Origin of the sequence: Pseudonocardia nematodicida (genome assembly GCF_040105385.1) — a bacterium.
Taxonomy (GTDB): Bacteria; Actinomycetota; Actinomycetes; order Mycobacteriales; family Pseudonocardiaceae; genus Pseudonocardia; species Pseudonocardia nematodicida.
On the sequence record NZ_JBEDNQ010000007.1, the window covers coordinates 77,361 to 96,595 of the forward strand.

At 75.3% G+C, this 19,235-nt stretch carries 18 protein-coding genes; 11 read left to right on the forward strand and 7 right to left on the reverse strand.

The window, feature by feature from the left end; genetic code table 11:
• Positions 1 to 6 precede the first annotated feature (6 nt).
• Positions 7 to 885, reverse strand: coding sequence for a PaaX family transcriptional regulator (locus WIS52_RS17555; RefSeq protein ID WP_349299351.1), 879 nt, complete (start codon positions 883 to 885; stop codon positions 7 to 9).
• A gap of 461 nt (positions 886 to 1,346) precedes the next feature.
• Here WIS52_RS17555 and WIS52_RS17560 point away from each other — a divergent pair, with 461 nt between their 5' ends.
• The 4 genes from WIS52_RS17560 to WIS52_RS17575 all read left to right on the forward strand — a co-directional run bounded on the left by WIS52_RS17560 (position 1,347) and on the right by WIS52_RS17575 (position 6,468).
• Entirely contained in the window at positions 1,347 to 3,605 is a 2,259-nt protein-coding gene (locus tag WIS52_RS17560; RefSeq protein WP_349299352.1) for a SulP family inorganic anion transporter, read from the forward strand.
• A 44-nt stretch (positions 3,606 to 3,649) separates the two neighbouring features.
• Entirely contained in the window at positions 3,650 to 4,039 is a 390-nt protein-coding gene (locus WIS52_RS17565) for a thioredoxin family protein (protein WP_349299353.1), read from the forward strand.
• Positions 4,040 to 4,182: 143 nt separating this feature from the next.
• Positions 4,183 to 4,716, forward strand: a complete 534-nt coding sequence (locus WIS52_RS17570; protein ID WP_349299354.1) for a type II toxin-antitoxin system PemK/MazF family toxin — start codon at positions 4,183 to 4,185, stop codon at positions 4,714 to 4,716.
• Positions 4,717 to 4,818: 102 nt separating this feature from the next.
• The gene (locus tag WIS52_RS17575) at positions 4,819 to 6,468 is read left to right on the forward strand and encodes an ABC-F family ATP-binding cassette domain-containing protein (RefSeq protein WP_349299355.1); all 1,650 of its coding nucleotides are present in this window, start codon (positions 4,819 to 4,821) and stop codon (positions 6,466 to 6,468) included.
• A gap of 20 nt (positions 6,469 to 6,488) precedes the next feature.
• On the opposite strand, the gene WIS52_RS17580 is transcribed toward WIS52_RS17575, so the two are convergent.
• Genes WIS52_RS17580 through WIS52_RS17590 form a run of 3 tightly spaced genes read right to left on the reverse strand, consistent with a single transcriptional unit; the run spans position 6,489 to position 8,855 of the window.
• Positions 6,489 to 7,424 carry a beta-keto acid cleavage family enzyme gene (locus WIS52_RS17580; protein WP_349299356.1) on the reverse strand — a complete coding sequence of 312 codons (936 nt, stop codon included), beginning with the start codon at positions 7,422 to 7,424 and terminating at the stop codon, positions 6,489 to 6,491.
• An 11-nt stretch (positions 7,425 to 7,435) separates the two neighbouring features.
• Positions 7,436 to 8,122, reverse strand: coding sequence for an LON peptidase substrate-binding domain-containing protein (locus tag WIS52_RS17585; protein WP_349299357.1), 687 nt, complete (start codon positions 8,120 to 8,122; stop codon positions 7,436 to 7,438).
• Positions 8,123 to 8,159: 37 nt separating this feature from the next.
• Positions 8,160 to 8,855, reverse strand: coding sequence for an NUDIX hydrolase (locus WIS52_RS17590; protein ID WP_349299358.1), 696 nt, complete (start codon positions 8,853 to 8,855; stop codon positions 8,160 to 8,162).
• Between the two features lie 165 nt (positions 8,856 to 9,020).
• On the opposite strand from WIS52_RS17590, the gene nadA reads away from it, so the two are divergent.
• Genes nadA through nadC form a run of 3 tightly spaced genes read left to right on the forward strand, consistent with a single transcriptional unit; the run spans position 9,021 to position 12,597 of the window.
• Complete coding sequence (gene nadA, locus WIS52_RS17595) at positions 9,021 to 10,052, forward strand: quinolinate synthase NadA (protein ID WP_349299359.1); 1,032 nt, start codon at positions 9,021 to 9,023, stop codon at positions 10,050 to 10,052.
• The gene (locus WIS52_RS17600; RefSeq protein ID WP_349299360.1) at positions 10,049 to 11,638 is read left to right on the forward strand and encodes an L-aspartate oxidase; all 1,590 of its coding nucleotides are present in this window, start codon (positions 10,049 to 10,051) and stop codon (positions 11,636 to 11,638) included. Before nadA ends, WIS52_RS17600 begins: the two co-directional genes overlap by 4 nt.
• Complete coding sequence (gene nadC, locus WIS52_RS17605) at positions 11,635 to 12,597, forward strand: carboxylating nicotinate-nucleotide diphosphorylase (RefSeq protein WP_349299361.1); 963 nt, start codon at positions 11,635 to 11,637, stop codon at positions 12,595 to 12,597. The genes WIS52_RS17600 and nadC overlap by 4 nt, the downstream gene beginning before the upstream one ends.
• A 15-nt stretch (positions 12,598 to 12,612) precedes the next feature.
• Here the strand turns inward: nadC and WIS52_RS17610 are convergent, their stop codons facing one another.
• Complete coding sequence (locus tag WIS52_RS17610; protein ID WP_349299362.1) at positions 12,613 to 13,818, reverse strand: winged helix DNA-binding domain-containing protein; 1,206 nt, start codon at positions 13,816 to 13,818, stop codon at positions 12,613 to 12,615.
• 82 nt (positions 13,819 to 13,900) lie between these two features.
• On the opposite strand from WIS52_RS17610, the gene WIS52_RS17615 reads away from it, so the two are divergent.
• Positions 13,901 to 14,857, forward strand: a complete 957-nt coding sequence (locus WIS52_RS17615) for a phosphotransferase (protein WP_349299363.1) — start codon at positions 13,901 to 13,903, stop codon at positions 14,855 to 14,857.
• Here WIS52_RS17615 and WIS52_RS17620 read toward each other — a convergent pair.
• The gene (locus WIS52_RS17620) at positions 14,790 to 15,380 is read right to left on the reverse strand and encodes a Uma2 family endonuclease (RefSeq protein ID WP_349299364.1); all 591 of its coding nucleotides are present in this window, start codon (positions 15,378 to 15,380) and stop codon (positions 14,790 to 14,792) included. The genes WIS52_RS17615 and WIS52_RS17620 overlap by 68 nt on opposite strands.
• Before the next feature lie 190 nt (positions 15,381 to 15,570).
• On the opposite strand from WIS52_RS17620, the gene hisD reads away from it, so the two are divergent.
• The 3 genes from hisD to hisB are packed head-to-tail and all read left to right on the forward strand — an operon-like array spanning position 15,571 to position 18,622.
• Positions 15,571 to 16,896, forward strand: coding sequence for a histidinol dehydrogenase (hisD, locus tag WIS52_RS17625; protein ID WP_349299365.1), 1,326 nt, complete (start codon positions 15,571 to 15,573; stop codon positions 16,894 to 16,896).
• The gene (locus tag WIS52_RS17630) at positions 16,893 to 18,026 is read left to right on the forward strand and encodes a histidinol-phosphate transaminase (protein WP_349299366.1); all 1,134 of its coding nucleotides are present in this window, start codon (positions 16,893 to 16,895) and stop codon (positions 18,024 to 18,026) included. The genes hisD and WIS52_RS17630 overlap by 4 nt, the downstream gene beginning before the upstream one ends.
• Positions 18,023 to 18,622, forward strand: coding sequence for an imidazoleglycerol-phosphate dehydratase HisB (gene hisB / locus WIS52_RS17635; RefSeq protein ID WP_349299367.1), 600 nt, complete (start codon positions 18,023 to 18,025; stop codon positions 18,620 to 18,622). Before WIS52_RS17630 ends, hisB begins: the two co-directional genes overlap by 4 nt.
• Here the strand turns inward: hisB and WIS52_RS17640 are convergent.
• Complete coding sequence (locus tag WIS52_RS17640; protein ID WP_349299634.1) at positions 18,619 to 19,230, reverse strand: response regulator transcription factor; 612 nt, start codon at positions 19,228 to 19,230, stop codon at positions 18,619 to 18,621. The genes hisB and WIS52_RS17640 overlap by 4 nt on opposite strands.
• Between the last annotated feature and the right edge of the window lie 5 nt (positions 19,231 to 19,235).

Genomic DNA, 19,235 nt, shown 5'->3' on the forward strand with positions numbered 1-19,235 from the left:
CGCCGGTCAGCGCTTCGCGGCCAGCTCGGCCCACGCGGTGCGGGCCGGGGCGTCCCAGCGTGTGTGCAGGGTGGTGAACAGCTCGGCGGCGCGGGTGCCGGCCCAGTGCTCCGGCAGCAGCGCGGCCGGTAGCTCCGGGTCCAGGAACGGGAAGCGCCGCCAGGCGTGCACCAGCTGCACCTGCCGGGCCAGCACCCCGGGCTCCGGTCCGGTGCCCGCCGCGAGATCGGGACCGAAGTCGTCGAGGAACTCCCGGTAGGCCTGCTCGACCCGGTCGAGGTCCCAGGCCTGCGCGACGACGTCGCCCGCCCGGCCGATGCCGCCGTAGTGCCCGACGAACGAGCTGCTCATCCCGTGCAGATCGAGCTCGTCGAGGACGGCGGACACCTGCGGCTCCTTGCCCGGGTCGGGGGAGACCCAGACGCCGGGGGCGGGCGAGCCGAGCCCGGCCCAGGCCAGCCGGGTCCGGAGCCGGTGCCGCAGCCGGCGCCGCGACTCCGGGACGCTGGCCAGCAGGACCAGCCAGCGGCCGTCCCACTCCCCGCCGGGCGCGCCGAAGCCGTAGATCCGGGCCGCGCCGTCGGACAGGAGCCGTACCCCGGCCCCGGTCAGCGACCAGCGCACCCGGCGGCCGTCCCGGTCGGAGTGCAGCAGGCCCTCGGCGGCGGTGCGGGCGAGCGCCTGGCGCGCCGACTTGGGCTCGATCCCCAGCGAGCCGAGCACGTCGAGCAGCGCGCGGGTCCACACCGGCCGGCCGTCGGGCAGGACGAACTCGCCGAGGATCGTCAGCAGCAGCGACCGGGCGGACGTCTGACCGAGCTCGCGGCGGCGCGAGGACGGGCCCTCGGCGGCGTCCGGGGCCGGCTCTCGGAACGGTGTGGCCATGGTGGGTGCAGCCTAGGACCCGGCGGGTTCGGGCTGGTGACGGCGGTGCGGCCGGAACACCGCGGTGCGACGACGGCGGCGCGGCCCGGTCCGCCGCCGATCGCCGCCACCTCGTCGGGTGGATCTCGACGTGTTCTGGATCACGTTACGCAGAGATGAATCCCGCTGACCGGCTGTTTCGTCGTGGACGACCGAATCGATGAGAAACGCTCTCATCGTGCTCGGTTTTCGTGGTGGTTCGTCGCGGGCCCGAGCGACGCCGTGACCACGCCGCCGTGGACCGCCCCGCCGTGGACCACACCGCCGTGGACCACACCGCCGTGGACCACCCCGCCGTGGACCACACCGCGGTGGCGACGCCGTCGCAGCGACCGGGCCCGATCAGACCGCGCCGTCGCGGTCGGACGCCCCCACGACCGATCTCGGAGGAACGCGTGCCGTCCCAGGACCACATCAGCCCCATGAACACCACCAGTCACACAGGTAACACGGAAGGGCCGCCGGGCGGCTGGTTCGGCCGCACGTTCCCGCACGCCCGCGCCGACTTCTCGGCGTCGATCGTGGTCTTCCTCGTCGCGGTGCCGCTCTCACTCGGCATCGCCGTCGCCTCGGGCGCGCCGATCCTGGCCGGCCTGGTCGCCGCCGTCGTCGGCGCGGTCGTCGCCGGTCTGCTGGGCGGGTCGGTGCTGCAGGTCTCCGGGCCCGCGGCGGGCCTGACGGTGATCGTCGCCGAGCTGGTGAACCGGTTCGGCTGGGAGGTCACCTGCCTGATCACCGCCGGCGCGGGCGTCCTGCAGGTGGTGTTCGGCCTGACCCGCCTCGCGCGGTTCGCCCAGGCCATCCCGCCGGCGGTGGTGCACGGGATGCTCGCCGGCATCGGCGCGACCATCGCGCTCGGCCAGCTCAACGTGGTCCTCGGCGGTGAGTCGCAGACCGGGGGAGTCGCGTCGCTGGCCGCGCTGCCGTCGTCGGTCGTGAACGTCTCCTGGCCCGCGTTGCTGCTCGGTTCGCTGGTCATCGCGGTCATGCTGGGCTGGGGCCGGTGGCGAGCGCGGATCACCGTCGTGCCGGCCGCGCTGGTCGCGATCCTGCTGGCCACGGTGGTCTCGCTGCCGCTGGCCGGCGTCGTCCGGGTCGAGCTGGGGGGCTCGCTGCTGGACGCGCTGTCGACGCCGGTGCTGCCGGAGTCCGACTGGGCCGGCGTGCTCGCCGGCATGCTGACCGTCGCGCTGATCGCCAGCGTCGAGTCGCTGCTCTCGGCCGTCGCGGTCGAGCGGATGCGCCCCGGCCTGCGGACCGACACCGATCGCGAGCTGCTCGGCCAGGGCGCCGCCAACACCGTCTCCGGCATGATCGGCGGCCTGCCGATCACCGGTGTGATCGTCCGGTCCGCGGCCAACGTGAAGGCGGGCGCGCAGACCCGGGCCTCGGCCGTGCTGCACGGTGTCTGGATCGCGCTGTTCGCGATCGTGCTGATCGACGTCATCGAGCTGATCCCGATGGCCGCGCTCGCCGGGCTGCTGGTCATGATGGGCGTCGGGCTGATCAAACCGGCCGACGTGCGCACCGCGCGGGCACACGGTGAGCTGGTGGTCTACCTGGCGACACTGGCCGGCGTAGTGTTCCTCAACCTGCTCGAGGGTGTGCTGATCGGCCTCGTGCTCGCCGGGCTGCTGCTCCTGGTGCGGGCCGTGCGGGCCCGCCCGCAGCTGACCCAGCACGCCGACGGGAGCTGCGAGCTCGTCGTCACCGGGTCGCTGTCGTTCCTGTCGGTGCCGGCGCTGTCCCGTGAGCTGGGTGGCGTGCCGCGCGGCGTCGACGTCACGGTCCGGCTGGTGACCAACTACCTGGACCACGCGGCCTACGACCACCTGATGGCCTGGAAGGCCCGGCACGAGGGCACCGGCGGGACCGTGCGGGTCCTCGAGCCGGAGAGCGCGTCGTCCGCCGGCGTGGCACCCGGATCGCGGTTCGCGACCTGGGCACAGTGGCAGTCGGTGCGCCCGGCCGAGCAGGCGCCGCACCAGCCGCTGATGGCGGGGCTCACCGCGTACCACGAGCAGACCCGCGAGGAGATCCGCCCGACGATGTCGGAGCTGGCGAACGGCCAGGCCCCGTCCGCGATGATGATCACGTGTGCCGACTCGCGGGTGCTGCCGCACGTCATCACGCACAGCGGTCCCGGTGACGTGTTCACCGTGCAGAACGTCGGCAACCTGGCCGTCGGGCCGGGCACCGCGGCCGCGGTCGAGTTCGCGACGTCCGCGCTGAACGTCCCGCTGATCACCGTCTGCGGGCACTCGGGCTGCGGCGCGATGAAGGGGCTGCAGGCCGGCGCCGCCGGCGGCGACTCGGCGCTCGGCAGGTGGCTGCTGGAGGCCCGGCCGGTGCTGCGCGCGCACCGGCAGGGCCACCCGGTCGGCGTCGCGGCGGCCGAGGACGGCTGGTCGGAGACCGACCAGCTGGCCATGGTGAACGTGGCGATGCAGCTGGAGATGCTGCGGGCCCAGGACGGCGTGTCCGCCGGCGACGGCGGCGCCGAGGTGCTGGGCCTGTTCTACGACATCGCCACCGCGCGGGTGCTGGTCCTCGACTCCGGCGCCGGCCGGTTCGTGGAGGTCCGCCCGGACGACGACGCCGTCGGCTCCGGTCTGGACCGGATCGCCGCAGGGCACGGGCACGGCGTGGTCGCCGCCACCCGTCGCGCGCTGAACGTGTGAGCCCACGCGGGAACAACGGGCGTTCCGCACCCGTTCGACCGCGTATGGCCACCGTGGAACTGACCGCCGACAACTTCAACGACGTCGTGGGCACGCCCGGGTCGACCGTGCTGATCGACTTCTGGGCGTCCTGGTGCGGACCGTGCACGCAGTTCGCGCCGGTCTACGACGCCGCGTCCGAGAAGCACCAGGACGTGACCTTCGGGAAGGTCGACACCGAGGCGCAGCAGGAGCTGGCCGGCGCGTTCGGGATCTCCTCGATCCCGACCGTGATGGCCGTGCGCGACGGCGTCGTCCTGTACTCCGAGCCCGGTGCCCTGCCGGCCGAGGCGCTCGAGGACCTCATCGGCCAGGTGAAGGCCGTCGACATGAACGAGGTGAAGGCGGCCGTCGCCGAGCAGGAGAAGCAGGAGGGCGAGAACCCGCAGGGCTGACCGCCCGCGTCCGGCGTCCGGCCCCGCACACCAGCCCGTGTGCGGGGCCGTGTCGTGTCCGGACGCGTTCCGCGGAACGCGCCCGGACACCTCGCGCTCACCCTGGCGTCGGAGCGGCGACGCCCGTGCGGCAGGCTGAGCGCATGGCGATCAACTGGGGGTCGGTCCTGCGCAGGGCCGCCCGCGTCGCGGTCCGGCTGCTCCAGGACTCGCAGCAGCAGGGCCGGAAGCAGCAGGGCCCGGGCGGCACCCGGCCCGCCGCCGGCACCGGCACCGCCGGACGGGTGCGCACCGCGCCGACCGCCGAGCGCGCCCGCACCGTCGTCTACGCCCCGGAGCCCGACGGGGCCGCGGATCCCGGCGAGATCGTCTGGACCTGGGTGCCGTACGAGGAGGACCCGAACCAGGGCAAGGACCGGCCGCTGCTGGTCGTCGGCCGCACCGGCGGCGACCTGCTCGCGCTGATGCTCTCCAGCCAGGACCGGCGCGCCCACGACGCGGACTGGGTCGGGATCGGGTCGGGCGCCTGGGACCGCGAGGGGCGGGACTCCTACGTCCGCCTCGACCGGGTCCTGGAGATCGACGAGCACGGCATCCGCCGGGAGGCGGCCGTGCTGGACCGCGCCCGTTTCGAGCGGGTCGCGACCGAGCTCCGGAACCGGTTCGGCTGGAGCTGATCGTTGCGGTAAGGTCGCCGCCATCATGGAGCTCTGACGACGTACCGACCGCGGACGTGGCCCCGCCCCCGCCGGTCTCCCTCCGTTCCCGGAGACGTCGTCGTGTCATCGCTCCCGATCACCTCTGCCACCGCGCTGACCGCGCGCGGCCTCGTCCGGTCCTACGCGACCCGCGCCGGCGACCCGCCCGTGCTGGACGGGATCGATCTCACCGTCGCACCCGGTGCCCGGCTCGGCCTGATCGGTGAGAACGGGACCGGCAAGTCGACGCTGCTGCGGCTGCTCGCCGGCGTCGACACGCCCGACGCCGGCACCGTCGCCGCCCCGGCCGACCTGGTGTACCTGCCGCAGGAACCCGCCACCGGCGCCGGCGGCACGGTGGGTGACCTGCTCGACGCCGCGCTCGCACCGCTGCACGCCGCCGTCGCCGAGCTGGAACGTCTGGCCGGCGCGCTCGCCGAGGACCCGGACGCGGCCGCCGCCTACGACCGGGTCCTGGCCTGGGCGGTCGCGCACGACGCCTGGGACGCCGACCGCCGCGCCGAGGTCACCGCCGGCACGCTCGGCGTCGGCGACCTCGAGCGGGACCGCCCGGTCCGGACACTGTCCGGCGGCGAGCGCACCCGGCTCGCGATGGCCGCCGCGCTGGTCCGGCGGCCCGCCTGCCTGCTGCTCGACGAGCCCACCAACCACCTCGACGACGCCGCCCTCGACCTGCTGGAACGCACGCTGGTCGAGCTGCCGGGCGTCGTCGTGGCCGCCGGCCACGACCGGACCTTCCTGGACCGGGTCTGCACCGAGCTGGTCGACCTCGACGCCGGCGCGCTCGGCACCGACGGGCACGGCGGGCGCCGCTTCGGCGGCTCCTTCACCGAGTACCTCGAGGCGCAGGCCGCGAGCCGCCGCCGCTGGGAGGAGACCTTCGCCGCGCAGCAGGAGGAACTCGACCGGCTGCGCGCCGCGACCCGGGTCTCCACCCATGCGATCGCGCCGGGCCGCGGCCCGCGCGACAACGACAAGTTCATCACCAGGTTCAAGGGCGCCGGGGTCGAGCGCACCCGCGCCCGGCGGGTGAACGACGCGCAGCGCCGCCTGGAGGTCGCCGAACGCGAGGCGCTGCCGAAACCCCCGCGCCCGCTGCGGTTCTCCGGCCGGCTCACCACCTCGGGTCGGGACGACGGCGGTGCGAGCGGGCTCGCCGCGTCCGTCCGCGACCTGCGGGTGGAGAGCCGGCTCCGGCTGGACCGGCTCGACGTCCCGGTGGGGGAGACGCTGCTGGTCACCGGGCCGAACGGCGCCGGGAAGTCCACCCTGCTCGCCGTCCTGCACGGCGAGCTCGCACCGGACGCCGGCACCGTCGACGTCCGCGCCCGCCGGGTCGGTCTGCTCGCCCAGGACCCGGACCTCGGCCCGCCGGACCGCACCGCCCGCGACGCCTACACCGCCGCGGTCGGCACCGAACGCGCCGAGCGGTCGCCCCTGCGCGAGCTGGGACTGCTGCACCCGCGCGAGCACGGCACGCCGACCGGGGACCTGAGCCTGGGCCAGCGCCGCCGGCTCGCCCTGGCCGTCGCGATCGCCGACGCGCCCGACCTGCTGCTGCTCGACGAGCCCACCAACCACGTGTCGCTGCGGCTGGCCGGCGAGCTGGAGGAGGCGCTCGCCACGGCGCCGGGCACCGTCGTCGTCACCTCGCACGACCGCTGGTGGCGGGCCCGCTGGGACGGGCCGGTGCTGGCGCTGGGCGGGTGAGCCTCTGCCGGAAGGCGCTGTCAGAACCCGACCGCGTCGGCGCCCTTGAGCCCGAGCATCCCCCGGGCCTCGGCCGGGGTCGCGATCTCGAAGCTCAGCGCCTCCAGCGCGGCCCGGATCTTGGCCACCTGCTGCGCGTTGCTGGTCGCGAGCTCCTTCGGCTCGATCCACAGCGAGTCCTCGAGCCCGACCCGCACGTGCGAACCCATCGTCGCGCCCATGGTGGCCAGCGGCATCTGCGCCTTCCCTGCGCCGAGGATCGACCAGAGGTAGTCCGTCCCGAGCAGCCGGTCCGCGGTGCGGCGCATGTGCATCAGGTCCTCGGGGTGCGCCCCGATCCCGCCGAGCAGGCCGAACACCGACTGCACCAGCAGCGGGCCGCGCGGGGTGAGCCCGCGGCCGTGCATGTGCGCGAGGTTGTAGAGGTGCGAGATGTCGTAGCACTCGTACTCGAAGCGCGTGCCGTTCTCGGCGCCCATCGCGAGGACGGTCTCGATGTCGGCGAAGGTGTTCTTGAAGACGACGTCGCGGGACCGCTCCAGGGCCTGCGGCTCCCAGTCGTGGCGGAAGTCGGTGAACCGCTCGAGCATCGGGTAGAGCCCGAAGTTCATCGAGCCCATGTTCAGCGACGCGAGCTCCGGTTTGAACTCGCGCGCGGGCCGCAACCGCTCCTCGACGGTCATCGCCGGGTTCCCGCCGGTGGTGATGTTGAGGACGGCGTCGGTGTGCGGGGCGACCTTCTGCAGGACCGGCGCGAAGTGCGCCGGGTCCTGCGAGGGCCGGCCGTCGGCGGGGTCGCGGGTGTGCAGGTGCAGGATCGCCGCGCCCGCCTCGGCGGCGCCCAGCGCCGCGTCGGCGATCTCGTCCGGCGACGACGGCAGGTGCGGGGACATGGAGGGCGTGTGGATCCCCCCGGTCACGGCACAGGTGATGATGACCTTGCGGATGCTCGCCACACGAGCGGACGTTAGTTGCTGCTGTGGTCGTCCGGGAAGGTCCCGTGCGGCGCGGGGACGGCGCGCAGCGTCCCGAGCAGGCCCTTCTCCCGGGCGAGCAGCCGCCGCACCTCGCGCAGCCGCTGCACCGGGCTGGTCTGCTCCAGCAGCTGCTGGCGGTCGGTGAGTGGCAGCAGGCAGTCCCCGGCGAGCAGGTGGGGCAGGTCGGCGGTCGGGGTGTCGGCGGCGGGCTCGGACCAGTCGGCGGAGCGCCATGCCGTGTTGCAGTAACCGCGGTGTGCCTCGCGGGCGGCGCGCTCCAGCATCTCGACCAGCCGCGGGTCGGGGGTGTCGGCGGCGGAGGCGTCGTCGGGCAGGAACTCGACGGTGCCGGTCAGGTACGACCGCGACGTCGTGTCCAGGTCGAGCAGGCGGAACCGGCGGGCGCCGCGGGTGACGATGTCGTAGCGGCCGTCCGGGAGCCGGCGGGCGTCGAGCAGCACCGCGGTGCACCCGACGGCGTGCATCCCCGCCGCCCCGGAGCGGTCGGGGTGGTGGCCCTCACGGACCGCGACCACGCCGAACTCCTTGCCCGGCACCTCGCCGGTGATCAGGTCGACGGTGAGCTGCCGGTACCGCGGCTCGAAGATGTGCAGGGGTAGGGCCGCGCCCGGCATCAGCACCGTCCCCAGCGGGAACAGTGGGATGGTCGCGGTCACCGGTTCACTGTATGACGGCGCGGGTCGGATCGCCCGGTCACGAGGCGGTTCCGGCCTGCGCGGGCGGGCGCAGCACGGCGAAGGCGTCGGTCACCCGCAGGGTCCGGTCGGTGAACCGGAACACCGCCGCCGGACGCCCGCCGGCCCGGCCCGAGGGCGCCGTCTCGCCGGTCGGGGCGAGCAGGTCGCGCCGGGTCAGCACGCGTTGCAGGTTCGTCGCCGACACCGGGTGCCCCAGCGCTGCGACGTAGTGCTCGCGCAGGCCCGAGATCGTGAACTCCCTGGGTGCGAGCGCGAACCCGAGGTTGGTGTAGGACAGCTTGGCGCGCAGCCGGTCCCGCGCCGACGCGGCGATCGCGGCGTGGTCGAACGCGGTCGGCGGCAACGCGTCCACCGGGTGCCACGCGGTGTCCGCGGGCAGCACGGGGTCGGCGTCGGAGGGCACCAGCCCGAGGAACGCGGTGGCGATCGTCCGCGGCCCGGGGGTCCGGTCCGGGTCGGAGAACACCGAGAGCTGCTCGACGTGGGCGACCTCGCGGACGTCGACCTTCTCCGCCAGCTGCCGGCGCACCGAGGTCTCGACGTCCTCGTCGGCCCGCAGGCCACCGCCGGGCAGCGCCCAGCGGCCCCGGTCCGGGTCGCGGGCGCGCTCCCAGAGCAGCACCCGGAGCCGGCCGTCGCGGATCCCGAGCACGGCGGCGAGCACCTCGTGGCCGAACGCGGGCGAGGTCATCTCCGCAGCCTAGAGGGGCGTTCCGCGGGGCACCGGTACGTGACGACGGGGTGTCCGGCAGGTGAGGCCCGGGTCACCGAGGAGGTGCTCGACCGGGGGAGCCGGTGCTACCATCACCCTAGTTTCCGCTCATCAGGCGAAAACCAGACCGGCCCGGGAGGGCGCATGACCGGAACGCTGACGACGGCATCGGAGCCGAGCGGTGTGGACCCTGGGGATGCCGTGGATGCTCCGCCCGGCCCCGGGTGGGCCGAGGAGGTGCGTGCGCTGGCGCGGCGCCGCGACGCCGTCCTGCTGGCGCACAACTACCAGCTGCCCGCGATCCAGGACGTCGCCGACCACGTCGGGGACTCGCTCGCGCTGTCCCGGATCGCGGCCGCCTCGAGCGCCTCGACGATCGTGTTCTGCGGTGTGCACTTCATGGCCGAGACGGCGAAGATCCTGGCTCCGGACAAGACCGTGCTGATCCCGGACGCCCGGGCCGGTTGCTCGCTGGCCGACTCGATCACCGCCGAGCAGCTGCGGGGGTGGAAGGCCGAGCACCCCGGCGCCGTCGTGGTGTCCTATGTGAACACCACCGCCGCGGTGAAGGCGGAGACCGACGTCTGCTGCACCTCGTCGAACGCGGTCGAGGTCGTCGCCTCCATCCCGCGCGACCGGGAGGTGCTGTTCCTGCCCGACCAGTTCCTCGGCGCGCACGTCCGCCGCGAGCTCGGCCGGGAGAACATGCACGTCTGGGCCGGCGAGTGCCACGTGCACGCCGGGATCAACGGCCGGCAGCTCACCGACCAGGCCGCTGCCCACCCGGACGCCGAGCTGTTCGTGCACCCCGAGTGCGGCTGCGCCACCTCGGCGCTCTACCTGGCCGGGTCCGGCGCGGTGCCGGCGGACCGGGTCAAGATCCTCTCCACCGGCGGGATGGTCGACGCCGCGCGGGCCACCGGCGCGAAGGAGGTGCTGGTCGCGACCGAGGTCGGGATGCTGCACCAGCTCCGCCGGGCCGCCCCGGAGATCGACTTCCGGGCGGTGAACGACCGGGCGTCCTGCGGCTACATGAAGATGATCACCCCGGAGGCGCTGCTGCGGTCGGTCCGCGAGGGCACCGACGAGGTGCACGTCGACCCGGACCTCGCCGGGCGCGGCCAGGCCGCGGTGCAGCGGATGATCGAGATCGGCAACCCCGGGGGTGGCGAGTGACCTGGGAGGCGGGCGCCGACCTGGTCGTCGTCGGCTCCGGGGTGGCCGGGCTGACCGCCGCGCTGGACGCGGCCGCTGCCGGGCTGGCCACGGTCGTCGTCACCAAGGACGGCATCGCGGAGGGCTCGACGCGCTGGGCGCAGGGCGGGGTCGCGGTCGTGCTCGGCGACATCGCCGGGGACTCGCTCGACGCGCACGTCGCCGACACCCTCGCGGCCGGCGGCGGGCTGAACGACGCCGCCGCGGTCGAGGCGATCGTCCGCTGCGGACCGGACGCGGTCCGCCGGCTGCGGGAGCGGGGTGCGCGCTTCGACGCCCGCGACTCCCGTCCGGACCGGACCCGGGAGGGCGGGCACTCGGCGTTCCGGGTGGTGCACGCCGGCGGCGACGCCACGGGTGCGGAGATCGAGCGCGCGCTGGTCGCCGCGGCCCGCGGCAGCGAGCTCAGGGGGCTGACCGTGCTCGACGGGCACGTGGCCTCGGACGTGCTGCGCGACGCCGGCGGCCGGGTGGCCGGCCTGGCGGTGCTCGACGACCACGGCCGCCCCGGGGTGCTCCGCGCGCCGGCCGTGCTGCTGGCCACCGGCGGCTACGGCGCGCTCTACGCCTCCACCACGAACCCGCCGACGGCCACCGGCGACGGCGTCGCGCTCGCGCTGCGGGCCGGTGCGACGGCGTCGGACCTGGAGTTCGTGCAGTTCCACCCGACCGTGCTGCACACCGGTGCCGGGGCTGCCGGGCGGCGGCCGCTGGTCACCGAGGCGGTCCGCGGGGAGGGCGCGATCCTGCGCGACCGCACCGGGACCGCGTTCATGGCCGGGATCCACCCGCGCGCCGACCTCGCGCCGCGCGACGTCGTCGCCGCCGCCATCACCCGCCGGATGGCCGAGACCGGCAGCGGGTGCGTGTTCCTCGACGCCACCTCGCTCGCCGGGTTCGCCCGCCGCTTCCCGACCGTGCACGCGTCCTGCGCCGCGATCGGGATCGACCCGGCGACCGACCCGATACCGGTGACACCCGCCGCGCACTACGCCTGTGGCGGCGTCGTCACCGACACGGACGGCCGCACCGGCGTCCCGGGGCTGTACGCGGCGGGGGAGGTGGCCCGGACCGGGCTGCACGGGGCGAACCGGCTGGCGTCGAACTCGCTGCTGGAGGGCCTGGTCGTCGGCGAGCGCGCCGCCCGCGCGGTGCTCGGGGACCGGGTGATCAGAGGGGTCGGCGAGCCGCTCGCCCCCGCGCCGGCACTGCCCGTCGCGGACCGGGCGGTCGTGCAGCGGGCGATGAGCACCTTCGCCGGCATCGGCCGGGACGCCACCGGACTGGCCACCGCCTCGGACGCGGTCGAGGCCGCGACCACGATCGCCGTGCCGACCGCGCGGGCCGGGGTCGAGGACGCGGCACTCACCCTGCTCGCCCAGGCCGTGGTCGCCGCCGCCGGCACTCGCCGCGAATCCCGCGGCTGCCACGTCCGCACCGACTTCCCGGACCGCGACGACACCCACCAGCGGGCCTCGCTGCCGATCCGGCTCGACGCCTCGGGGCGTCCGGTCGTCGCCGGCGACGCCCTGGTCGGTGCGGCATGACCGGGCTGGTCGCCGCGGGTGTCGGCGGGGTGTCCGGGATCGGGGTCCCGGACCCCGACGATCTGGACCGGGTGGTGCGGACCGCGCTGCGCGAGGACCTGCGCTACGGGCGGGACGTGACGACGCAGGCCACCGTCGCCCCGGATGCGATGGCGGTGGGCGCCTTCACCCCGCGCACCGACGGCGTGCTCGCGGGTCTGCCGGCGGCCCTCGCGGTGCTCGACGCGGTGTTGGGTGACGGCGCGGGCCCCGGCACCGGACAGGTGCAGTACGAGGTGGGTTACCAGGTGAAGGCGCGGGCCGCCGACGGCGACCGGCTCACCGCCGGGACCCCGGCGCTGGTCGTGTACGCCCCGGTGCAGGGGCTGCTGACGGCCGAGCGCACCGCGCTCAACCTGCTCTGTCACCTGTCCGGGATCGCCACCGCGACCCGGGCGTGGGTCGATGCGGTCGCCGGCACGGGGGCGGTGATCCGGGACACCCGCAAGACGCTTCCCGGCCTGCGGCTCCTGGAGAAGTACGCCGTGCGGTGCGGCGGCGGGGTCAACCACCGGCTCGGCCTGGGCGATGCCGTGCTGATCAAGGACAACCACGTGGCGGCCGCCGGCTCGGTGTCCGCGGCGCTCGCGGCTGCCCGCGCCGCGGCCCCGGAGATGCCCTGCGAGGTGGAGGTCGACTCGCTCGACCAGCTCGACGAGGTCCTCGGCCTGGACGCGGATCTGGTGCTGCTCGACAACTTCACCGTCGCCGACACGGCGGAGGCGGTCCGGCGCCGGGACGACCGGGCCACGCGCTCCGGGCACCGCACCCTGCTGGAGTCCTCCGGTGGCCTGGCGCTGCCGGTCGCGGCCGACTACGCGGCGACCGGGGTGGACTTCATCGCCGTCGGCGGCCTGACGCACTCGGTCACGGCCCTGGACCTCGGGTTCGACCTGGAGCCGTCCGTACCCGGCCGGTGACCTCTGCGGGCGCGGTCACCGGCGGCCACCGGTGACCGCGCCGCCGGCCAGCAGCTCGGGCTGGCTCGGGGCGGGGAAGCGCACCGAGAAGCGGGTGTCGCCGAGCAGGTCGCGCAGCCGCCCGGCGGCCGCGTCGATCCCGGCGCGGACGTCGGTCCTGGCCCTGGCCCCGGTCTCGGTCTCGGCGAGCGGCGCCACCGCGATCTCGCCGTCCGGGCGCTGCACCCAGCTCCCGACCATCCGCCCGTCCACCCACACCGCCGGACCGCCGTTGCCGTTGCGGTCGAACAGCTGCGCGGCCACGCCGGGGGCCAGCAGGTGGTCGCGTGCCTTCCAGCCCATCGTCGTCGGGTCCAGGCCGGGCAGCAGCGCCACCGACGGGCCCGGGTCGGGCACCGGGTCGAGATCGCCGGGCAGCAGGTACCCGGTGCCGCCGCCGTCCAGCCCGACCTCGACGGCGCCGACGTCGGCGAGCGCCGCGCGGGTGGTCGCGACCGTCCAGCCGGCCCACCACCTCAGGTCGTCCCGGGTCGCGGGGCCGAACGCCCGCAGGTAGGCCCGGGCCAGCCCGGCCGCCGCGGTGCGCCGCTCCAGCGGCTCGCCGAGCCCGCCGGGTACCCAGTCGGATGCGGCGGCCCACCGGTACTGCCCGTTGATCCAGCTGCCGGTGGGGGTCCCGCGCAGCACCCGGCCCTCGAAGCCGAGTACGAGCAGCACCCGGCTGTGCGCGGGATGAGTGCCGCCCTGGATCGGGATCTGCTGCGCGGCGAGCTCCGGCAGCGCGGCGCCGACCTCGCGGGCGGTGCTCGGGCCGCGCGCCGCGAGTACTCCGAGGACCTGGTCGGCCGCGCGGGCGTACCAGGCATCCGGGTCGGTGATCCCGGCGGCGGTGAGCTGGTTGCGCAGGTTGCGGCGCTGGACGGCGGCGACGTCCACGGTCGCCGCGTGGTGCGCGAGCCGGGCGTGCTCGCGACCGAACACCCACAGCGTGCGGCGCATGGCGTGGTGCCGGAGCAGGGTGCGCTCGTCGTGCAGCGCCGCCGCGAGCGGCGCCAGGGACGGGGTGACCATCCGGGCGGCGGCCGACAGGTACACCGGGACCGGGTCGCTGGAGTGCAGCGCGACGAGGTCGTCGGCGATCGTGACGACGTCGTCGGTGCGGGTCGCGGCGCCGAGCCGGTGCCGGGTCACCAGCCGGGCCCGGCGCTCGTCGTCGCTCACGTGGCGGATCACCTCGGGGGGCACACCGCGCAGCGTGCCACGGACCCCCGACGGTTCCGCGCCGTCCGGCAGACTGCCCCGGATGCTGCACGACGACGAGCTCCGGGTCACGGCCGCCCGCGCCCGGCGCCTGGTCGCCGCGCAGTTCCCCGGCTGGACCGGCCGGGCCGTCACCGAGGCCGGGGCCGACGGCACGACGAACGCGATCCACCGCATCGGCGACGACCTGGTCGCCCGCTTCCCGTTGCGGGGCACCGATCCCGGCGAGGTGCGACGGCGGCTCGTCGCCGAGATGTCCGCCGGCGCCGACTTCGCGTCGCACAGCACGGTCCCCGCGCCGGAACCCGTCGTGCTCGGCGAACCGGGGGAGGGCCACCCGTTGCCGTGGTCGGTCTGGACCTGGCTGCCCGGGGACACCGCCGCAGACCGCGACCCGGGCGCCTCGACCGGCTTCGCGCGCGACCTGGCCGGGCTCGTCGCGACCCTGCGCACCGCACACACCGGCGGGCGGCGGTTCACCGGCGACGGCCGCGGCGGCGATCTGCGCGACCACGACGACTGGATGGACACCTGCTTCCGCTCGTCGGCCGGGCTGCTCGACGTGCCGGCCCTGCGCCACTGGTGGGTCGACCACCGCGACCTGCCCCGCGCCGGCGACGATGTCATGACCCACGGCGACCTGATCCCCGGCAACGTCCTGGTCCGCGACGGCCGGCTGGCGGGTGTGCTCGACACCGGCGGCTTCGGCCCGGCGGACCCCGGCCTGGAGCTCGTCGCGGCCTGGCACCTGCTCGACGACGGCCCGCGCGCGGTGTTCCGGGACCTGCTCGGCTGCGGCGATGTCGAGTGGGACCGCGGCCGGGCGTGGGCGTTCGAGCAGGCCATGGGCCTGGTCTGGTACTACCGCTCGTCGGCGCCCGCGCTGAGCAGGCTCGGGGTGCGCACGCTGACCCGGGTGACCGGGCGGGACGTCACTCCGCCAGGCGCGGGGCGCCGAGCAGCGCCGCCAGGTCGACGCTCAGCGGCACCGGGTCGGTGAGGATCAGTTCCTCGCCGGGCCGCGCCCGGGCGGTCTCGGCCCACGTCCCGTCCCGGAGGTCGTAGGCGGAGGCGTCCGGGCCGTGGTCGGTGAGGTCGATGCGCAGCATGTGCGGGATCCCGGCCGCGGCGTAGAGCGCCGGCTTGATGCGCTCGGAGAACCGGCGCCGGTTCGGCCCGTCGATCTCGACGACCATGCGGACGTGCCGGGCCTCCCACTTCACGACGTCCGGGTCGATCCCCGCGCCGGCGGCGACCACCGAGATGTCCGGGATCAGGATCCGTTCGGGCCCTAGCCGGATGTTCACCTCGATCAGCGCTTCGAGGTCGTCGCCGCGGGCGCCTTCGAACAGGTTCCAGAGGCGGGCGGAGAGCCGCATGTGGGGGGTGCCCGGATGGGGGCTCACGAGGAGAGCCCCGTCGAGCAGCTCCGCCCGGCGGAAGTCGTCGGGCAGATCGAGGAAGCTCTCCTCGGTCCACGGCCCGGCGAACGGGTCGAGCGGGACCTGGGCGGGTGCGGCCACGGTCGGGTCACCTCCCGGTGTCGAGGGTCGGGTGTCATGGTCGCAGCATCGGGACCGTCCCGGACAGTTCCGCCTCCGCCGCACCGCCGCGACGGCCGGTCGTCCCCAGTTCTGCGGTACCTCGCTCATCCGTCCACAGGCCCGGCGGCGGCCCGCAGGACCGTCGGTGCCCCGCCGTAGGCTGTAGACCATGCTCCACCGCCTCGACCTGCGAGCCGAACCGCTGCCGCGCCCGGCGACCCTGCGCGGGATGCTGCCGCGCGCCGAGGTCGACGTCGACACCGCGCTCGCCGCCGCCCGGACCCTGGTCGAGGACGTGCGCGACCGCGGCGTCCCCGCCGCGCTGGACGCGACCGAGCGCTTCGACAAGGTCCGCCCCGCGACCGTCCGCGTCCCGGCCGCCGCGATCACCGGCGCGCTGCGCGACCTGGACCCCGAGGTGCGGGCCGCGCTGCAGACCTCCATCGACCGCGCGCGCATCGTGCACACCGAGCAGCGGCGGCCGGACGTCGTCACCCAGGTCGTGCCCGGCGGCACCGTCACCGAGCGGTTCGTGCCGGTCGGCCGGGTCGGTCTCTACGCCCCGGGCGGGCTCGCGGTCTACCCGTCCAGCGTGATCATGAACGTCGTGCCGGCGCAGGCCGCCGGAGTGGAGTCGCTGGTCGTCGCCTCCCCGGCGCAGGCCGAGTTCGGCGGGCTGCCGCACCCGACGATCCTGGCCGCCGCGGCGCTGCTGGGCGTCGAGGAGGTGTGGGCGGTCGGCGGCGCGCAGTGCGTCGCGCTGCTCGCCTACGGCGGCACGGACACCGACGGCACCGAGCTGGAGCCGGTCGACATGGTCACCGGCCCGGGCAACGTCTACGTCACCGCGGCCAAGCGGCTGCTGCGCGGCCTGGTCGGGATCGACGCCGAGGCCGGCACCACCGAGATCGCGATCCTGGCCGACGGCACCGCGGACGCCGGGCACGTCGCGGCGGACCTGATCTCGCAGGCCGAGCACGACCCGAACGCCGCGTCGGTGCTGGTCACCACGTCCGACGCACTCGTGGAGCAGGTCGAGGCGGAGCTGGAGAACCGGGTCGGGGCCACCAAGCACACCGAGCGGGTCCGCACGGCGCTGACCGGCCCGCAGTCCGGGGTCATCCTGGTCGGCTCGGTCGACGACGGGATCGCCGTCGTCGACGCGTATGCCGCCGAGCACCTGGAGATCCAGACCGGGGACTCGTCCGCCGTCGCCGCCCGGGTCCGGAACGCCGGTGCGATCTTCGTCGGGGCGTGGTCGCCGGTGTCGCTGGGCGACTACTGCGCCGGGTCGAACCACGTGCTGCCCACCGGCGGCTGCGCCCGGCACTCCGGCGGGTTGTCGACCTCGACGTTCCTGCGCGGCGTGCACGTCGTCGACTACACGGCCGACGCGCTGCGCGAGGTGGCCGGCCGGGTCGTCACCCTGGCGAACGCCGAGGACCTGCCCGCGCACGGCGAGGCCGTCACGGCCCGGTTCGAGGAGAAGGCATGACCGCGCGCTCGACCCCCGGGGACACGGTCCGGCTCGACGACCTGCCGCTGCGCGACGACCTGCGCGGGAAGTCCCCGTACGGCGCCCCGCAGCTCGACGTCGCGGTCCGGCTCAACACCAACGAGAACCCGTACCCGCCGCCGCCCGAGCTGGTCGCCGACGTCGCCGCCGCGGCCGAGGAGGCCGCCCGGGACCTGCACCGCTACCCGGACCGGGACGCGGTCGCGCTGCGCGAGGACCTCGCGGGCTACCTGAGCCGGCAGACCGGTACCGCGCTGACCGCGCGGAACCTGTGGGCGGCCAACGGGTCGAACGAGATCCTCCAGCAGCTGCTGCAGGCCTTCGGCGGGCCCGGCCGCACCGCGCTCGGGTTCGTGCCGAGCTACTCGATGCACCCGATCATCTCCTCGGGCACCCGGACGGACTGGTTGCCGGTGCCGCGGCGCGACGACTTCTCGATCGACGTCGACGCCGCGGTCGCCGCCGTGGGTGAGCACGCCCCGGACATCACGTTCGTGACCAGCCCGAACAACCCCACCGGCCAGTCGATCGCCCCCGCGGACCTGGCCCGGCTGGTCGACGCCGCGCCCGGCATGGTGATCGTCGACGAGGCCTACGCCGAGTTCGCCGAGGCCACCGGCCGGCCCAGCGCGACCACGCTGATCGGGAGCCACGGCCACAAGCTCGTGGTGTCCCGCACGATGAGCAAGGCCTTCGCGTTCGCCGGCGGGCGGCTCGGCTACCTCGCCGCCGCCCCGGCCGTCGTCGACGCGCTGCAGCTGGTCCGGCTGCCCTACCACCTCTCGGTGCTGGCCCAGGCGTCCGCGCGGGCCGCGCTGCGGCACGCCGACGCCACCCTCGGCTCGGTCGCCGTGCTGGCCGCCGAGCGGGACCGGGTGTCCTCCGAGCTCGCCGCCGCCGGGTACGACGTGGTGCCCAGCGACGCCAACTTCGTCCTGTTCGGACGGTTCGCCGACGCCGGCCGGGCCTGGAAGGGCTTCCTCGAGGCCGGCGTCCTGATCCGCGACGTCGGGATCCCGGAACGCCTGCGGGTCACCATCGGCACCCCCGAGGAGAACGACGTCTTCCTGCAGGTCGCCACCGACCTCGCCACCAAGGAGCTGCTGTGAGCCGCATCGGTCGCGTCGAGCGCGTCACCAAGGAGACCCGGATCACCGTCGAGATCGACCTCGACGGCACCGGCCGCACCGACATCGACACCAAGGTGCCGTTCTTCGACCACATGCTCGACGCCTTCGGCAAACACGGCTCGTTCGACCTGTCGGTGTCCGCCGAGGGGGACATCGAGATCGACGCCCACCACACCGTCGAGGACGTCGCGATCGTCCTCGGCCAGGCCATCCGCCAGGCGTTGGGGGACAAGAAGGGCATCCGCCGCTTCGGCGACGCCTGGATCCCGATGGACGAGGCGCTCGCGCACGCCGTCGTCGACGTCTCCGGCCGGCCGTACACGGTGTGCACCGGCGAGCCGGAGATGATGCGCGGCTTCGTCGTCGGCGGGCACTACCCGACCGTGCTGAACAAGCACGTCTTCGAGTCGCTGGCCTTCCACGGCCACCTCGCCCTGCACGTCCGGGTGCTCGACGGCCGGGACCCGCACCACATCACCGAGGCGGAGTTCAAGGCGATCGCCCGCGCGCTGCGGGCGGCCACCGAGATCGACCCCCGCGTCACCGGGGTGCCGAGCACCAAGGGCGCGCTCTAGCGACCGGACCGCAGCCAGGCCAGCACGGCCAGCACCCGCCGGTGCCCGGTCGCGTCGGCCGGCAGGTCGAGCTTGGTGAACACGGCGCGGACGTGCTTGTTCACCGCCGCGTCGGACAGCACCAGCGTCCCGGCGATCTCGGTGTTCGAGCGGCCCTGCGCCATCAGGTCCAGCACCTCGCGCTCGCGCGGGCTCAGCCGGCCGACGGGGTCGCGGCGGCGCCGGACCAGGCGCTGCACCACCTCCGGGTCGAGCACGGTCCCGCCGGCGGCGACCCGTTCCGCCGCCGCGGCGAACCCGCCGACGTCGGCGACCCGGTCCTTGAGCAGGTAGCCGACCGCGCCGTCGCCGGTGTCGAGCAGCGCCTCGGCGGCGGCCGGCTCGACGAACTGGGACAGCACCAGCACCGGCAGCGCGGGGTCGGTGCGGCGCAGCTCCACGGCCGCACGCAGGCCGTCGTCGGTGTGCCCGGGCGGCATCCGGACGTCGGTCAGGACCAGGTCGGGCCGCTCACGCCGCACCGCCCCCAGCAGCGCGGGCGCGTCGCCGACCGCGGCCGGGACCGTGTGCCCGAACCGGTCGAGCAGTCCCGTCAGCCCCGCGCGCATCAGCA

Excerpts from the sequence above, each read along its gene's own strand:
- WIS52_RS17555 (WP_349299351.1), bottom strand. The coding sequence starts at position 885 with ATGGCCACACCGTTCCGAGAGCCGGCCCCGGACGCCGCCGAGGGCCCG.
- WIS52_RS17560 (WP_349299352.1), top strand. The coding sequence starts at position 1,347 with ATGAACACCACCAGTCACACAGGTAACACGGAAGGGCCGCCGGGCGGC.
- WIS52_RS17565 (WP_349299353.1), top strand. The coding sequence starts at position 3,650 with ATGGCCACCGTGGAACTGACCGCCGACAACTTCAACGACGTCGTGGGC.
- WIS52_RS17570 (WP_349299354.1), top strand. The coding sequence starts at position 4,183 with ATGGCGATCAACTGGGGGTCGGTCCTGCGCAGGGCCGCCCGCGTCGCG.
- WIS52_RS17590 (WP_349299358.1), bottom strand. The coding sequence starts at position 8,855 with ATGACCTCGCCCGCGTTCGGCCACGAGGTGCTCGCCGCCGTGCTCGGG.
- nadA (WP_349299359.1), top strand. The coding sequence starts at position 9,021 with ATGACCGGAACGCTGACGACGGCATCGGAGCCGAGCGGTGTGGACCCT.
- nadC (WP_349299361.1), top strand. The coding sequence starts at position 11,635 with ATGACCGGGCTGGTCGCCGCGGGTGTCGGCGGGGTGTCCGGGATCGGG.
- WIS52_RS17615 (WP_349299363.1), top strand. The coding sequence starts at position 13,901 with ATGCTGCACGACGACGAGCTCCGGGTCACGGCCGCCCGCGCCCGGCGC.
- hisD (WP_349299365.1), top strand. The coding sequence starts at position 15,571 with ATGCTCCACCGCCTCGACCTGCGAGCCGAACCGCTGCCGCGCCCGGCG.
- WIS52_RS17630 (WP_349299366.1), top strand. The coding sequence starts at position 16,893 with ATGACCGCGCGCTCGACCCCCGGGGACACGGTCCGGCTCGACGACCTG.
- WIS52_RS17640 (WP_349299634.1), bottom strand. The coding sequence starts at position 19,230 with ATGCGCGCGGGGCTGACGGGACTGCTCGACCGGTTCGGGCACACGGTC.